General features: G+C 39.7%; 10 protein-coding genes. 8 read left to right on the top strand and 2 right to left on the bottom strand.

The features are described 5' to 3' along the window. The first annotated feature begins 60 nt into the window (after positions 1-60). The 8 genes from G7B18_RS06265 to G7B18_RS06230 all read left to right on the top strand — a co-directional run bounded on the left by G7B18_RS06265 (position 61) and on the right by G7B18_RS06230 (position 15,331). Positions 61-1,491, top strand: coding sequence for an alpha-L-fucosidase (locus G7B18_RS06265; protein ID WP_164109021.1), 1,431 nt, complete (start codon positions 61-63; stop codon positions 1,489-1,491). A 31-nt stretch (positions 1,492-1,522) separates the two neighbouring features. Then, on the top strand, positions 1,523-4,177 hold the full coding sequence (locus G7B18_RS06260) for a beta-glucosidase (RefSeq protein ID WP_164109023.1): 2,655 nt from the start codon (positions 1,523-1,525) through the stop codon (positions 4,175-4,177). A gap of 124 nt (positions 4,178-4,301) precedes the next feature. Beyond that, positions 4,302-5,492, top strand: a complete 1,191-nt coding sequence (locus G7B18_RS06255; RefSeq protein WP_240452784.1) for an ROK family protein — start codon at positions 4,302-4,304, stop codon at positions 5,490-5,492. 11 nt (positions 5,493-5,503) lie between these two features. Further along, the gene (locus G7B18_RS06250; protein ID WP_164109025.1) at positions 5,504-8,614 is read left to right on the top strand and encodes a SusC/RagA family TonB-linked outer membrane protein; all 3,111 of its coding nucleotides are present in this window, start codon (positions 5,504-5,506) and stop codon (positions 8,612-8,614) included. 11 nt (positions 8,615-8,625) lie between these two features. Next, a complete protein-coding gene (locus G7B18_RS06245) occupies positions 8,626-10,515 on the top strand; it encodes a SusD/RagB family nutrient-binding outer membrane lipoprotein (protein WP_164109027.1) in 1,890 nt (629 codons plus the stop codon). Between the two features lie 636 nt (positions 10,516-11,151). Continuing rightward, the gene (locus G7B18_RS06240; protein ID WP_164109029.1) at positions 11,152-12,939 is read left to right on the top strand and encodes an alpha-L-fucosidase; all 1,788 of its coding nucleotides are present in this window, start codon (positions 11,152-11,154) and stop codon (positions 12,937-12,939) included. A gap of 102 nt (positions 12,940-13,041) precedes the next feature. Continuing rightward, the gene (locus G7B18_RS06235; RefSeq protein WP_164109031.1) at positions 13,042-14,895 is read left to right on the top strand and encodes a sensor histidine kinase; all 1,854 of its coding nucleotides are present in this window, start codon (positions 13,042-13,044) and stop codon (positions 14,893-14,895) included. A gap of 7 nt (positions 14,896-14,902) precedes the next feature. Beyond that, positions 14,903-15,331, top strand: a complete 429-nt coding sequence (locus G7B18_RS06230; RefSeq protein WP_164109033.1) for a response regulator — start codon at positions 14,903-14,905, stop codon at positions 15,329-15,331. Between the two features lie 4 nt (positions 15,332-15,335). Here the strand turns inward: G7B18_RS06230 and G7B18_RS06225 are convergent, their stop codons facing one another. After that, a complete protein-coding gene (locus G7B18_RS06225; RefSeq protein ID WP_164109035.1) occupies positions 15,336-16,004 on the bottom strand; it encodes a copper homeostasis protein CutC in 669 nt (222 codons plus the stop codon). Then, positions 15,997-16,986, bottom strand: a complete 990-nt coding sequence (locus G7B18_RS06220) for an isoaspartyl peptidase/L-asparaginase family protein (protein ID WP_164109037.1) — start codon at positions 16,984-16,986, stop codon at positions 15,997-15,999. Before G7B18_RS06220 ends, G7B18_RS06225 begins: the two co-directional genes overlap by 8 nt. Between the last annotated feature and the right edge of the window lie 11 nt (positions 16,987-16,997).

The following is a 16,997-nucleotide window of genomic DNA, read 5'->3' as shown; positions in this document are numbered from 1 at the left end:
TTTAGGGAAAGTCACTTTTTGGTGGCTTTCCTATTTTTTAGCTATTTTACTAATTATAACATGAAAAAAACCGTATTAAGCCTTTTTTTAACAGGTGTATTTTTATCGACCTTTGGGCAGGCCCACAACGTATCTGCGGGTTATCAAAAACCTACAGACCCATTAGTGCTCCAAAATCTAGAACAATGGCAAGACCTCAAATTTGGTCTTTTTATGCATTGGGGTACCTACAGCCAGTGGGGCATAGTCGAAAGCTGGAGTATATGTCCTGAAGATGAACCCTGGACACAGCGAAAACCAGAGCATGGCGCCAGTTATTTTGAGTATGTCCAAAACTACGAGAATCTGCAAAAAACATTTAACCCAACTCAATTCGACCCTCAAAAATGGGCTGATGCAGCCAAAGCAGCCGGGATGAAATATGTCGTATTCACGACCAAACACCATGATGGCTTCTCCATGTTCGACACCAAAGAAACAGATTACAAAATCACATCGCCCAACACACCTTTCTCCAAAAATCCAAGAGCCAATATCACCAAAGAGATTTTCACCACCTTCCGTAAAGATGGCTTCAAAATAGGCGCCTATTTCTCTAAACCAGATTGGCACTCCGATTACTACTGGTGGCCTTACTTTCCTCCTTTAGACAGAAATGTAAATTACAATCCGAAAAAATACCCCGAACGCTGGCAGAAATTTAAGGATTTCACCTTTAATCAAATTAATGAACTGACATCGGAATATGGAAAGGTCGATATTCTTTGGTTAGACGGAGGTCAAGTACGTCCTTTAGAAACAGTAGATAATACAGTAGACTGGCAAAAGGCCATCCGATTAGATCAAAACATTGACATGGACCGAATCGGTAATATGGCGCGTAAAAATCAACCCGGAATCATTGTCGTAGACCGTACAGTACCTGGTAAATGGGAAAACTATGTCACCCCAGAACAAGCAGTTCCAGACCATACATTGGATATACCTTGGGAAAGCTGCATCACTATGGGGAACTCCTTCAGTTATGTTCCCAATGATAATTATAAACCTGCAAAAAAAATTATCGAAACGTTGGTCAAGATTATTTCACGTGGAGGCAACTATCTGTTGAATATAGCTCCCGGGCCAAACGGTGATTTCGATCAAGTTGCATACGACAGGTTAAAAGAAATCGCTTCATGGATGGATGTTAATCAAAATGCCGTGTTTGGTAGTCGAGCCGTTGCCCCTTATCATGTAGACGACTATTACTACACCAGAAGTAAAGACAACAAGACGATTCACGTATTCCATATAGATGAAAAATCAAATCAATACCACAAACCCGATGGTTTTGGATTTGACCTTCCTGCCGGATTTAAGGTAAAATCGATAGAAGTACTGGGAAGCAAAGAAAAAGTAAAATGGACCCTCAAAAACAACAAAATAAAAACACAGCCTATCCGATACAACCCTTCATACGCAACAGTTTTACGTATCGTAGCCCAATAGCAAAAATTAAATCGAACAACCTGTGCTTTTTATGAGACTAAAAACATTTCTTCCAATAATGCTTTTTTGCCAGACAACTCTAGCACAACAGCCGTTATACAAGGATGCCAAACAGCCTATAGAAAAACGTGTACAGGACTTGCTTGAACGTATGACTCCTGAAGAAAAATTTTGGCAATGTTTTATGATTCCCGGTGACTTGGACCATGTGACAAAGGATCAATACAAGCATGGCATTTTTGGACTTCAGGTCAGTGCCGGATCACTAGGCGGAGGAGCCTCTGGGCAACTCTTAAAATATAATGCCAGTGAAGATGCCGAAAAACTAACACGTAAAATAAATGCCATCCAAAAATACTTTGTCGAAGAATCCAGATTAGGGATTCCCATTATTCCGTTCGACGAAGCCCTGCATGGCTTGGTTAGAGAAGGGGCTACTGTGTTTCCCCAAGCTATAGGCTTAGCAGCGACATTTGATACTGTTGTTATGCATCAGGTAGCATCGGCAATTGCGCAGGAGTCCCGTCTTCGTGGTATCCGGCAAATACTAACACCTGTAGTCAATTTAGCAAATGACGTACGTTGGGGAAGGACTGAAGAGACTTATGGAGAAGATCCTTATCTTTCCTCCCTAATGGGACTAGCTTTCGTTTCAGCATTCGAAAAGCTCGGTATTGTGACTACACCAAAACATTTCTTAGCCAATGTGGGCGAAGGAGGACGGGATTCCTACCCCATCCATTGGAGTAAACGTTATTTAGAAGAAACACATCTGCGTCCGTTCAAAACAGCTTTTTCACAAGGCGGAAGCCGCTCGGTCATGACATCATACAACCTGATTGATGGGCGTCCCGCTACGGCAAACCAATGGCTACTTACCGAAAAGCTTAAAAAAGAATGGCAATTCAAAGGCTTTATTATCTCTGATGCAAGTTCCGTCGGAGGACCTACGGTATTACATCGTACCGCCTCGGACTATGCCGATGCCTCTGCCCAAGCAATCAACGCCGGATTAGATGTTATTTTTCAAACAGAATATGACCATTATAAACTATTCAGCCCCCCCTTCTATGATGGACGGATTAGTCAACAAAGAATCGACGATGCTGTAAGTCGGGTATTACGTATAAAGTTTGAGTTGGGTCTATTTGAAAACCCCTATGTCAGTCAAGCGCAAACTCATCAACTAATACACAAAATCCAGCATAAACCCATTGCTCAGAAAGCAGCGGAAGAATCTTTCGTGTTGTTACAGAACAAAAACCATACGCTTCCAATATCCCATCAATATAAAAAAATACTGGTGGTCGGCACCGAAGCCACGGAAGCCCGATTGGGCGGTTACTCCGGTCCAGGGAACAAAAAGACAAGTATTCTTGAAGGGTTAAATCACTATGTCAAAGACAAAAATATTGAAATTATCTATTCCAAAGGAATAAGCAGGAACACCAAACCCTTGGATATTGTACCGTCAGAATTTTTAACCTTTGATGGTAAACGTGGATTACACGCTACATATTTTACCAACAGCAACCTAAAGGGGCAAAGCGCTTTCACAAGACAGGATCCACAGATTGATTTTAGCTGGACCCTAGGATCCCCAAACAACAACAAGTTGGAGTCCGATCAATATAGCGTGCGTTGGTCCGGACAGATCAAAGGTCCCGCATCAGGCAAATATCAGATTGGTTTGAAAGGAAACGATGGCTTTAGACTTTTCCTCAACAACAGGTTAGTTATTGACAACTGGGAAAAAACAAGTTTCTCAACAATACTTACAGAGATTATATTTGAAAAAGATAAATTGTATCCTATTGTTGTAGAATTTAACGAACAACGCGGTAATGCGCACATCGAACTCGTATGGAACTATGGTATACCAAACTACGAAAAAGACTTTCAAGATGCACTTGAATTGGCAAAACAAACAGACTATATTATTGTTACAGCCGGCATACATGAAGGAGAGTTTCAAGACAGAGCATTCTTAAATTTAGAAGGAAATCAAGAAGCTTTTATACACGCTCTCGAAGAGTTAAACAAACCCGTAACGACTTTACTCGTCGGCGGATCTGCAATCAAAACAACAGACTGGAAAGATAAAGTCGGTGCCATTTTAAACATCTGGTATCCAGGAGAAGAAGGAGGCCATGCAGTAGCTAGAACCCTATTTGGAGAGGTGAACCCCTCTGGAAAGCTTCCCATTACTTACCCTATTGAAGAGGGACAGCTTCCGCTTACTTACAATCATTACCCGACAGGAAGAGGAGATGACTACCACCACTTAAGTGGAGAGCCGCTGTACCCTTTTGGGTTTGGCTTGAGTTACACCAATTTTGAGCTCACGGATATCAATGTTCCGAAAAATACCTATCAAAGAAATGACACCATATCACTTCGTGTAAAAGTTGCTAATACTGGAACTAGAGATGGAAGCGAAGTCGTTCAACTTTATACCCGGGATTTATTATCAAACCAAGCTCGTCCAGTTATTGAACTAAAAAAATTTCAGAAAGTATATTTAAAAGCAGGAGAAGAAAAAATTATTGTTTTTGACTTACCGGTAAGTGAACTTGCATTTCTTAATGAAAAAATGATGTGGGAAGTTGAACCAGGAGATTTTCGAATTATGGTTGGGAACTCCTCAAAAAACCTACCTCTGAAAACTACGGTCACCGTCAAATAGCAAAGACATAAACTAACTGATAGCATGTAAAGTGCGCAATCTTTTTAAAAATTTTAAAAAGATTACACACTTTACATGCTATTTTATTTACATTTGTTAAATTCTAAATTTCAGAACAAAAATTTTGGACCGTCTTAAGCAGCAAATTATAAGGGAGTTGTATTTCTCAAAAACTCTATCGATTGCGGATATCAGTAATACGATAAAAAAAAGTGTGCCTTTGGTAACCAAAAGCATACAAACATTACTTTTATCAAAAATAATTACGTCCGAGGGCTTAGGAAAATCCACCGGAGGTAGAAGAGCTATACAATATTCGCTAAATATTCAAAAACTACCAAATATTCTTGTCGTTGCAATAGACCAATATAATACAACCATTGCATTGGTGGATCTTTCCAATAAAGAGTTGAAAAAAGCCCAGAACAAACCTATTCGATTGGCTTTCGAGACCAATGCTAAGGATATCTTGCTGACGCTGATCGATGAGTATTTAATCGATCAATCCCTAGATAAAATACTAGCAGTAGCAGTAAGTATGCCCGGCTTTGTCGACTCCGAAAAAGGGGTCAACACGTCCTACTCCGAACAACACCCACTCCACCATATAAAAACCACAATTCAAAATCATTTAAATGTACCCACTTTCATTGAAAATGATTCAACAGCAATAGCGATCGCTGAGCATAAATTTGGTAAAGCAAAGGGATTAAACAACGTTTTGGTCATAAATCTGAATTGGGGCGTCGGATTGGGTATGATACTGGAAGGTAAATTATTCAAAGGCCATAGTGGTTACGCAGGGGAATTTAGCCATATCCCGCTATCTGACCAAAACAAGTTGTGTTCCTGTGGCAAAAGAGGTTGTTTAGAGGTAGAGGCATCTCTTATTTCTGCTCTTGGTTATGCTAGTGAAAAGATTGAAAACGGACAAATCTCTCAACTCACAGCCAATTATGGTCAACTGGGTACAATTACGATAGATCAATTAATAGCAGCCGCCCTTAACGGGGATCAAGTGGCTATTGAGTCCTTTGCAAGGATAGGCTATATGCTGGGCAAAGGTATTGCGACGTTAATACATATTATTAATCCTGAAAAAGTAATCATCAGCGGCAAAGGAGCAGAAATCGGACAGATCCTTTTACCACAGATACAGGCTTCAATGCTAGAGTTCAGTATTCAGCGTCTTTCAAAAGACACCATTATAGAAATATCAGGATTGCACAACGCACAAATAACTGGAACAGTGGCCATAGCTGTTTCTTCATCAAACTGGGAAGTACTAAACAAAAAACAAAAGCAAACAAACTAAAACTAAATTTTATGACCAAGTTTTATCTTAAATGCTGCAGTCTATCCATCCTTATGCTCTTATGCATATCGGTAGTATTTGCACAACAATCTGTTACTGGGATAGTATCAGACGCATCCGGCCCATTAAAGGGTGTGAGTATATCGGTCAAAGGAAGCAATAAAGCGACACAGTCCGACGCTAATGGAGCATATTCCATTCAAGCACAAACCGGCCAAACGTTACGCTTCTCGATGATTGGATACAACGCACAAGAAATTATCGTCTCCAATGCTAAAACGATTAATGTCACTTTGGTTAATCAAGATGGTGCACTAGAAGAAGTAGTCGTGACGGCAATGGGAGTTAAGCGTGAAAAAAGAGCACTTGGATATTCCTTTCAAGAAATACAAGGGAACACATTAACTGACGCTAGAGAAAACAATATTGCAAATGCACTTGCAGGAAAAGTTTCCAATCTACAAGTTGTAAAAGGTTCAAATGGTCCCTCTTCTTCTTCCAAAATCATTTTAAGAGGTTTTAATTCACTAACTGGGGATAATCAACCTTTAATAGTGGTCGATGGTGTTCCTATGGACAATTTTGTGGGGGCATCTAATAACGATTTTTGGAATCCTTCTACGGATTTTGGAAGTGGCTTAGGCGACCTCAATCCAGAAGATATCGAAAGCATGTCTGTACTGAAAGGTGGTGCAGCTTCGGCTTTGTATGGATCAAGAGCTTCTAATGGTGTAATTTTGATTACAACCAAATCAGGGAAAGCCAAAGAAGGTGTAGGTATTTCTTATTCAACTATCACTGGTATTGAAAACATCTTCATGACTCCAAAACTACAGAACACTTTTTCACAAGGAGATGGCGGCATATATGGAAGATTATCTGGATTATCTTGGGGTGAAAAAATAGCTGGACAAGAAGTTGATACTTGGAACGGTTCAAAAACTCAATTAAAAATTTATGATAATTTAGGTAGTTTCTTTCAAACAGGATTTAACACGACACAAAACATCAATTTTCAACAAGCCATATCTGACAAGGTAAACCTATACTCTTCGGCCAGCTACTTATATGACAATAGTAAAACTCCTGGCATGAAGTTAAATAGGTTAAACTTGATCAATCGCGTAAATGCAAACTTTGGATCCCGGAACCAATGGAGCACTGACGTAAAAGTTCAATACATGAAAAACATGGCGCATAACCGCGCAGTAGGTGGGCAAAACGACGGCAATTATTATGCACAGCTATTGCTGTTTCCAAGATCGCTAGATATCTCTCAATTTGAGACAGGAATGGACGTTTTAGGAGAAAAACAATCATGGTATTTAGAGGATAGCGGAACAAATCCTTACTGGGCGGTATACAATAAGTTAAATAACGATACGAGAGATCGTTACCTTATGAATGCAACCGTCAAGTACGACTTCAATGATTGGTTAAGTGCAGACGTACGTTTGGGATCAGACAACTATTCTACGAAATATGAATCAAAAACATATACTGGAAGTCATCTAAAAAACTCGTATTCAAACAGAATCGACAAGTTTTTTGAAAACAACTATATCGCGAGTCTCCATGCAAGGAAAGATAATTTGTGGGGTAAATGGGGCGGAAGCGCATCCTTATATGGACAAATTATGGAACGTAATCGTACATCCATCGAGGCAATAGCTGGTGATTTGCGGGTTCCTAATCTTTTTACTATCGGCAATAATATTGGCAATGCGGCTCTTTCTGAGTCTATAAGTCGTAAACAAATAAACTCCGTTTATGCGAGCGCGGAAATTAATTATGATAATTTCTGGTATGTAAATGTTACAGGCCGTAACGACTGGACATCAACGTTGCACCCGGATAATAGAAGCTTTTTCTACCCATCTTTAAGTACCTCGCTAGTACTTTCTGATCTCATAAATAAAGGTAGTGGACACATGCCATCATGGTTTAACTATGCAAAAGTAAGAGCATCCTATGCTGAAACGGGGAGAGACATGGATCCATATCAGCTTTATAATACATTTACCGTCGGAAACGACCCAAACAATATAACAACAGCAAGTAAACGTAATACTAAATACGACGCTGGAGTGGTAAACGAACTTCAAAAAAGTATTGAATTCGGTTTTGAAACCCGATTTGTCAATAATAGATTAGGGTTGGACTTTACTTACTACAAGAATAATTCGACCAATCAATTGATCGACATCCCTATGAACGATTTATCGGGTTATAAAGCGTTCAAAGCAAATGCGGGGAATATATTAAACGAAGGTTTTGAGGTCGTTTTAAACGCTGACATTCTGAGAAATCCGGAATCTCTAAGATGGAATATCACGGCAAACGTCTCCAAAAACAAGAACAAGATTATTGAATTACACCCAGATGCAAAACGTCTAAAACTGGGCGGATACGACGATGTCAGTATTTATGCAGAACAAGGTAAATTATATGGCGCAATATATGGCACCAAATATCTACGTGTAGAAGACAAAGAGAGCTCACAATATGGAAAACTAATACTAACTTCTGCTACTGGATTACCGCAGAAAGCCGAAGGCTTTCATTTCTTAGGCGATCAGACTGCCAAAGCTTTAGTGGGACTTACAAACTCTTTCAACTATAAAAACTTTTCACTGAGCTTCCAGATAGATGGTAGATTCGGAGGTAAATTTTTCGCAGGAACGCATAAAGGATTACAATATGCAGGGGCATCTGAAGAAACAGCTCCAAACGGAAGCAGAGAGAAATTCGTCGTTGATGGTGTTACCTTAAAAGACGGTAACTACGTAGAAAATACCACTGCCGTATCTCCTGAAGATTATTGGAAGACCGTTGCCGGAGGAAATATGGGCATCATCGAAGAGAATCTATATGATGCAACCAATATTAGAATTAGAAATCTACAATTGGGTTATTCAATCCCTAGCAGAGTGTTGAAGAATTCTATGGTTAAAAATGCTAGATTCGGATTTTCTGTAAACAATTTAGCCATGCTAAAAAGCAATGCAAAAGGAGTTGATCCAGAATCCACCTTTGCATTAAATTCAAATGCTGTTGGGTTTGAATACCTCTCTTTCCCGACGTCACGTTCTTATTTCTTTAATATATCTGTAGGTTTTTAAGTACAAACGACATGAAAAATACATTTTCTAAAATATCTATAGCTTTAGTGATTGGTGCACTTTTCACATCTTGTAGCAAGTTTGATGAGTTGAATACCGATCCCACCGCTGCAAATGAGCAGCAAGTAAAGCCAGAATACTTCTTAAATAATGCTATAATAGGTGCACAACAAGATCCCCATATAGGCGAACGTATTTTTGTGTACAACTGGAAAACAGCGGCACATCATCACTATCAAAATTTCATTAATATTGGAGCAAGTCAGGATGGATACAATAATGACTACTGGCGCTATATTTCCGAATGGTTGAACAATGCAAACTCGGCTATAGAAATTGCAGACAAAAAAGCCCAAGATGGATCAGCGCAAACTTATAATGAAAATTTAAAACAAGTTGCGAGACTATGGCGTGTTTATCTAATGAGTGAACTTACGGACAACTTCGGACCGGCGCCAATCAAATCCTTTCAGGGCAGTAACCCAGAGTTTAATTCAGTAAAAGATGTCTATTATTTTATGCTTGAAGAGCTAAAGGATGCTTCTTCAAAGATAGATGTAAATGTTGATGGTTCAGCCATCAAAGATTACGATGCAGCTTATGGATTTAAATGGGAAAACTGGGTCCGTTATGCCAATTCTATGCGTATGCGACTAGCTATGCGCATGTCAGAAGTGGATGCCAATAAGGCTAAAACCGAGTTTGAATCTGCAGTTGCGACCAACAAATTCATTGAGAGTTCTGCCCACAACTTTGCCGTTCAGGAAAAAGAAGGTTGGAATCCACTAGCCGGTGTCATGTCTTTAGGTTGGAATACGCAAATTATATCTACAACCTTAAACAACATCTTTATAGGTTTGGGTGGAATAGAGACTTCAAAGCAATTTACAAATCCTGAAATTTTAAGCAAAATAAAAGCCGAAGATGATTTTGGGACAAAGTATGCTCAAAACTTCTCTACAATGTCCAATGATCCGAGTCAAGGTTTTTACGCCGATGGGTTACCTAACAAAATGGATCCTAGAGCATATAAAGCCTTCTTTATCCCTGGTAATAAAACTGATGGCGACTACTGGGCTGCGGCTTCTGAACAAAAAGCTACAATCAAAGTTTCCGACTCTAGGACTGACGAGCTAAATACAAAATATACTTGGAACGCCTTCACTGGGGGCACCTGGGCAGGAAAAGCCTCAAGTATTGTCTTAAGAGGTCAAAATGGACGATTACCTGGAATGACGAACAAATACAGAACAAGTAAACAAAAACGCGTGTTCTTTGCTTCTTCTGAAACTTACTTTTTAATTGCAGAGGCTGCATTAAGAGGCTGGAAAACGCCTATGTCTGACAAAGCTGCCTACGAAAAAGGCATCACAGAAAACTTCGCCTATTGGGAAGTCCTTGGCTTTATTGCAGATTACCTAAATTCAACGAATTATAATCGTGTTGGAACGTCTGTAAAATATGACCATGATACAGAACCTCCTCAATCATTTACAGTTAAGTATATAGACGCTTATACAAATCAAGCAAAGACTGAAACAATCCAATATCCATCAAATACGATATATAAAAATGGATTGGAGAAGAATGATAAGCTGACAAAGATAATCACGCAAAAATACATAGCGACAGTTCCTTATCTCCCTCTAGAAGCCTGGAACGACCATAGACGTTTGGGCTTACCATTTTTTGAGAACCCTGCCGTGGAACAACCCATTGCTACAATTCCTCAATTGACAGCTTCAAACTATAAACAAAATCAGGTTAACTTCTTTCCTCAACGACTGAAGTACCCTTCCAACTTCAGAAATGCAGATCAGGAGAATTATGACAAAGCGATTTCTTTATTAGGCGGCGCAGATGATGTTTTCACTCCGCTTTGGTGGGCTAAGAAAAACTAAATATTCTTTCGGAGTAAAAAATGATCCCCGTTACAACCAGTAACGGGGATTTTTGTTAGTAAAACCGAATCGGATAGTTACTCCGTATAGCTATTTTCGAAGCCGATAGACACATATAAGCCTTTACCTCGTCGGTTAAGCAACTCTTAATGAGGCGATACATTTCCAAATTCACATCGAATCGAGCCATTTAGTCCATCATTTAGAATTGTCATAACTTCAAATTTTAGGATTTTGAGTGGAATCAAGATAATATCATCTTCGTAACAAACTAGGTATTAAAATGTCTTTTAAATACCTTTAGTATAGCCTTTACTTATCAAATTGCTATGGTAAGGCTATGTAAAGGCTATGTTAACCCTAATTAAATAGTAGCTTAATACTGAATTTGGTAACAAGAGATCTACTACCAATCCGCTTCTTTATTTAGGGAAATTTTCGCAACGCGGCTCTAAATCTCCGTTTCATCACAGTCAACACTAAAGACCAAACATTTATACTTATCACCTTGCTTTCTGAGATCACATCATCACCACGTCCTATTTTAATATCCGTACTTAAAGCGATATTGTTTCAACTATTTAATTCCAAATCAAGTAGTTTTTGATTATCTTGGAAAGATAATCAAAAACTGTTATGATAAACTCCATCTGGACGAAAACCGCTTTAATATTCAGTTTACTATTCGTACCCCTTGCCTATTCCTTTGCGCAATCTTCCCCCAAAAGTCAGTGGTTTCAGGAGGCTAGGTACGGTATGTTTATACATTGGGGATTATATAGTGCGGCAGAAGGATTATGGAAAGGTGAAAAACTTCGTTATCTCAATAATTATGCGGAATGGATCAGATACCGCAACCGAATTTCTAAAGAAGAATACGGAACCCTGGCCAAACGCTTTGATTGGGAAACAATAGATCCAGAACAGTGGGTAATACTTGCCAAAGAGGCTGGCATGAAATATATCATCATGACCAGCAAGCACCATGATGGCGTGGCTATTTGGGATACAAAAGTGGGCAGTTATTCTTTACCGAAACTAGCCGGTTCGGAACGGGACATCCTAAAAGAGCTCGCCGAAGCCTGTCGTAAGCATGACATGAAACTTGGTTTTTACTATTCACATTGGATAGATTGGGAACATCCCTACGCATGGGATCACAATCAAGAACTAAAAGGCCGGGTCACAGATGCACAGTTTGACCGATACTGGCAAGAGAAAGTAATTCCTCAACTGACAGAATTATTGACCGATTATGGTGATATCGCCCTCATGTGGTTTGATATGTGGATTCCCTATCAAAAGTCCATCATAAAAAAAGAACAGCTATTACAAGTAGCCCAGCTGATACGAAAACTACAACCCAATTGTCTGATCAACTCCCGATTGGGACTACCGACGGATGAAAACACGGTAGATTTTGAAACACTGGGGGACAATCAGTTTGGCACATCTTATGTCAATCATCCATGGGAAACTCCAGGAACTATTGCCCATTCTTGGGGATATAATGGTCAGGAAAACGAATGGAAATCTACTTCACAAATCTTCCAATCGCTCATTTCCAATGTAAGTTTAAACGGTGGATTAACATTAAACATAGGTCCTCGAGCAAATGGTATGGTGCCCTACGAAAGTATCCAACGCCTACATGATGTCGGAAACTGGCTTAAATCTTATGGGGCCAGTATCTACGGAGCCACGGGGTTATCTTTCCGGACAGGGCAACACGATTGGGGGTACCTGACCTCCAAAGCAAAAGATAATTCGACTTTTGTATATGCGCAGGTTTTCAACTGGCCCTTGGATAGGCTCCTTAGAGTTTCGGGGATTAAAAACACGCCTAAAGAAGTCTATTTGCAGCAGGGAAATAAACAAAAACAATTAAACTTCACGCAAAACGGACCATTACTTCATATTGATCTAGGTCCTGAACAGCCCGATCACTATGTATCCAACATCGTACTTCGATACGACAACACACTACAACTCAACAAAGAAATTGTGGCAGAGTCGACATTTGGAGGCTTTGCTTTAACGCCTTCAAATAGCAATAACAAAGACCTAAAAATAGAAAAATACGATGGCAAACGCCCTAACCGTATAACGCTACATCCGGGACAAGATTTGACCTGGAAAGTCTATATCCCTGAAACGGGCGAATATCATTTTGATGTATCAGCACATAACCCCAACGAAACAAATATCAAAATTCAGATAAAGGTAGATAAAGACATCGTTACAGCCCTATTAACCCCAAATGGCCTTCTTGTAGCTGAACCGAATGAGAAAAATTATACGCCAGAATTTACAGATAAGCGAGTGGGCCGTATTACTTTTACACGAAAAGGCACCTATACAATTATACTCGGCAATAAAGGTCCTAATTCTTTTTCATTTAACAGGTTATGGATCAATCAATAATTATCTGTAAATAATATTTTAAAAAAATTAAAAAAACACCACTTTTGTATTTGTTCAGCGGTACAACATACAAAAGAACAACTATAGCTCATCACAATAACTATGCAATTGGCAGAGGCGGCATCAGGTAATATTTTCTTTCCTAGTAGAGAAGGTTTCCTAGCGCTAGACAAAACAGGAGTGATACTTGCTTATAATGAGCAAGCAACGATATTATTAGACAGTTTGCCTCTAATTGTAGGAAATAACTTTCTGTTGAACGATTCCTTGTTTTACCCTATCGAAGATAACCTCAAATTTCGACCTACAGAGATGCCGTGGTCTAAAACCCTGCGTAACGGGACAGCACAACAAGACATCGTTTTAGGAATAAAACAAAAAGAAGGAAACAACATATGGCTATCATTCTCATCCAAACAAATTGATACGCCAACACATTCTTATGTCATCATTTCTTTTTTTGATGTATCCAGGATCGTCGAGCAAAACATTCTATTGATAGCCAAAGAAGAACAGCTGAATCTCTTGGTCTCCTCCTTGAATGATATGGTATTCGAGGTTACACAAGACGGTTGTATAATCAACTATTGGACAAATGATAGCGGTCATCTTTTTTTTCAACCAACCTACTTTTTGGGAAAAAGCTTAAACAGCATATTTCCTGAATTTGTCGCGATACCTTTCCAACGTCTTATTGAGGAAACAATAACCACAGGAATCGAGCAGGAAATGGACTTTCTTTCACCCTTTGAATCGCATAAAAATTACTGGTACCACCTTCAGGTAAAGTCTATTACAAAAAGAAATGATAGGGTTGCAGTGGTGATATCAGATATTACAAAAGAAGTAGAGAACACCGAAAAGATAAAATTAAACGAGAACAAATTTAATCAGGCATTCCATTTTTCAGGAGTTGGCATGTCTCTAACTGCTTTAGATGGGTATTGTTTGGATGCAAATAAAGTGCTTTGCAATATGCTGGGCTATACGAAAAAAGAGTTACAAAAGGTGACCTTTATTGAGCTGACACATCCAGATGATGTCCAAGGGGATCTGGAACTACGAAAAAAACTACTCGATAGTGAAATTGAAAGCTTTACTATCGAAAAACGATATCAGCACAAATCGGGACATTATGTCTGGTGTGATACAACAGTCTCTATAGTTCGAAACCACAAACACTATCCTCAATTTTATATCGCACAGATACAAAACATCTCACAAGTAAAGCTCAATATAGAAACTCTGGAAAGTCAAAAAGCCGAGCTCGAATCCATAAAGGTGGAACTAGAGACGAAAGTGAGACAACTGGAAGAATTCAACCAAATAGTAGCACATAACCTCAGAGGACCTGTCTGCAACATACAAATGTTATTGACGGAGATCAACTCCGAAACGGATGAATCCAGAAAGAAAGCATACTTTTCTTTATTAAAATGTAGTGGAGACAATCTAAACCAAACATTGGAAGAGCTCACGGATATTTTAGAACTAAAACAAGACGTTAGTCTATCATTCCAAAAATGCAGTTTCCAGGATCAGCTCAACAAGATATACCTTCACCACCTTGTCGAGATAAAAAGAAAGGACGCATTATTGACAACTGATTTTAAAATAGAACACGTTCACTATCCGGCGATATATCTGGATCGTATTCTCGACAATCTCCTAAGTAACGCTCTCAAATACACAGCGGTCGACCGACAGCCCAAAATCAATATCAGTACTTACTCGGAAAACGACAACGTTTTCTTAAGAATAAGTGACAACGGTATAGGCATTGACCTTCCAAAATTCAAATCTCAACTCTTTATGTTCAAAAAAATATTTCACCGTGGATTCGACAGCAAGGGTATAGGACTATTTACCACACGCTATCTGGTAGAAAATCTAGGTGGAAAAATCGATGTTGAAAGTAATCTTGGAGAGGGTTCTTCGTTTGTTATTCAATTTTAGATCGCATATGGAGGCTAAAAATAAATGTACAGTCCGAATCACTTTAGTTGATGACAATGCCATATTCAGACTTATCTTCAGCAATATGCTATCCAGCTTTTCTCTCTGCCCGTTGGAAATCCGAACGTTTGATAATGCGCTGGAGTTCTTGGATCAATTCCCCTGCCCTCAGGGAGACGCCATAGCAACGGACATTCTTTTTGTAGATATCAATATGCCTTTTATGACAGGTTGGGAATTAATGGATAAATTAGAGACAGATGTGACCGATTTTACACAATCGTCAGCCATATATATTATTAGTTCTTCCTCTAGCAAAAGTGATCTTGAACAAGTAAAGAACTATTCTTTTATAAAGGGCTATGTCTTAAAACCTGTCAACAAACAAGTGCTCTTTGATATAATCAAGAAGCACATTGCAGTTGATTCCTTATAATTTTTTACGTCACTCTTTCTTTGAGCGCTCTCACTTCCAACGCTACAGCAGTGTCACTGCCATCGGTAATGGCAGAAGAATGAAAATAGACTGCAGCTGTTTCACGTAACACCTCCTCCACATTCGTCGAACGCAGACCTCCTCCTGGCATAATTACAATACGTCCCTGCGCAGCCTGTACTAAATGCTTCAGGTTCGCTAAACCTGCCATCACGTTAGGCTCACATCCAGACGTCAGTATAGTGCTAAATCCACAATTGATAACTTCCTCCAAGGCAATATCCATGTCGGCTACCTCATCGAATGCCCGATGGAAAGTACAAGGCAATGGGGCCGCTAAAGCAACCAGTTCTCTATTCTGAGTACGATTTACTGTATTATCCGCATTTAATATTCCAAATACAAAACCATCTACCCCCAACTCCTTTATCCGAAGCAAATCACTTTTCATCTGGGCAAACTCGGCTTCATTGTAGACAAAATCTCCTCCCCGCGGGCGTATCATCACATTCATTGCAATACGGACAGCATCGCGCACCTCAGTGATATCTGCAATGCATGGAGTTGTTCCTCCCACCTCCATACCTGCACACAATTCAACCCGATCAGCGCCATTTCCCTGTGCAATCAATGCAGATTTAGTATTAAAACTTGCAATCTCTATTTTAGCCATTCGCTTTTAAATATGAATTTGATTTAATCAGTTCGTTACCTTTTCTATCATACTTTGCATAATTGAACCCACCATGTATGCAAAAGGCGCCGTATTCGCCTCGTTTATTAAGGGCAATAAACCCTACTTGTATATTATCCAATGTCTTTTTGCGGTTATGTGTAAATTTTACAATACGTTTCACAGCTTCCTCACACGCCTTTTGAGGGGCGTAGCCCTGCCGCATCAGTTCAACCACCAAATGACTTCCCACCGTACGGATTACCTCTTCACCATGTCCGGTCGCCGTAGCTGCTCCAATTTCATTATCAACATACAGTCCAGCTCCAATAATAGGAGAATCTCCTACACGTCCATGCATCTTAAAAGCCATTCCACTTGTCGTACATGCTCCAGAAAGATTACCCTGCGTATCTAATGCGATCATTCCGATGGTATCGTGATTTTCAATATTTACTACAGGCTCATATTTAGCCGTTTTCAACCATTCTCTCCACTCCCTTTCAGACTCAGGAGTCAATAGATTTTCTTCCGGAAAACCCTGCTCTTTGGCAAACTGCAATGCTCCAGCACCCACCAACATCACATGAGGAGTCTTCTCCATAACAGCCCGTGCAACAGTGATAGGATGCTTAATACCCTCTAGTGCTGCTACAGACCCGATCCCCGCAAACTCGTCCATAATACAAGCATCTAAAGTTACCTTGCCATCTCTATCAGGCCGTCCACCATAACCAACGCTACGCTCTGTCGGATCGGCCTCTGTAAATCGCACGCCTTGCTCAACAGCATCCAACGCCCGACCGCCAACGGCCAATACTTTCCAGGCCTCTTCATTGGCTTTCAAACCAAAATCCCAAGTCGATAAAACCACCGGCTTATTAAGGTTTTTAGAGGACATGCCCTGAGACAACTGTGGAGCAAGCCCCAGCGCAAGAGATCCTAAACCAATCTTATGTAAAAATTTTCTTCTAGAGTTCATGACTTTTCAAA

Source organism: Sphingobacterium sp. xlx-130 (assembly GCF_011007405.1).
GTDB classification, from domain to species: domain Bacteria; phylum Bacteroidota; class Bacteroidia; order Sphingobacteriales; family Sphingobacteriaceae; genus Sphingobacterium; species Sphingobacterium luzhongxinii.
The sequence above is the reverse complement of the archived record's forward strand: the minus strand, read 5'-3'. Positions and strand labels throughout refer to the sequence as shown.